1 protein-coding gene is annotated in these 698 nt (G+C 70.3%); it reads left to right on the top strand.

Going from position 1 to position 698, the window contains the following annotated elements; all coding sequences use genetic code 11:
* Positions 1-543, top strand: a 543-nt coding sequence (locus AWB74_RS45040; protein WP_143749567.1) for a class I SAM-dependent methyltransferase, incomplete at its 5' end; no start/stop codon positions are given.
* Positions 544-698 lie beyond the last annotated feature (155 nt).

Genomic DNA, 698 nt, shown 5'->3' with positions numbered 1-698 from the left:
GAGCTGCCCGAGGGCGCGTTCGACATCCTGTTCTCGCGTTTCGGTGTGATGTTCTTCGACGATCCGACCGCGGCGTTCGCCCATATGCGACGCGCGCTGCGGCCGGGCGGGCGGGTCGCTTTCGTCTGCTGGCGCGGCGCGGCCGAGAACGATTGGGCGCGCCTGCCGATGGGCGCGATCAAGGGCATCCTCCCGCCGAGCGCGCCGCCCGATCCCGAAGCGCCCGGTCCATTTTCGTTCGGCGACCGGGGGCGGGTGTCGCGCATCCTGACGGCAGCCGGCTTCGCCGATATCGCTATCGCGCCCTTCGATGCTTCCGTCCCGTTCGGCGAGGGCGGGACGCGGGACGCTGCGATCGACGACGCGGTGAAGATGACGCTCGAGGTCGGCCCACTGTCGCGCGCGCTCGCTGATCAGCCCGACGACATTCGCGCCCGCGCGTCGGCCGCGGTTCGCGCCGCGTTCGCGGGCCTCCCCGGCGAGCGGTCGGTGATGATCGACGGCGCGGCGTGGATCGTCATGGCACGCAATCCGGCAAGCTGACAGGGATTAACAGGGGAGTCGCCCCCGCTCGGTGGAGCTGGGCGTCGTTGGCCGCTCAGATTGATGTCCCTTCTGACCGATGACGAGCGCTCGCGTTGTGACAATCAGATGGCCGGTTGCGAAGCCGAGCCGACGCCTGAGCGGCCTGCCGGCGG

Origin of the sequence: Caballeronia arvi, assembly GCF_001544695.2 — a bacterium.
GTDB lineage: Bacteria > Pseudomonadota > Gammaproteobacteria > Burkholderiales > Burkholderiaceae > Caballeronia > Caballeronia arvi.
The sequence above is the reverse complement of the archived record's forward strand: the minus strand, read 5'-3'. Positions and strand labels throughout refer to the sequence as shown.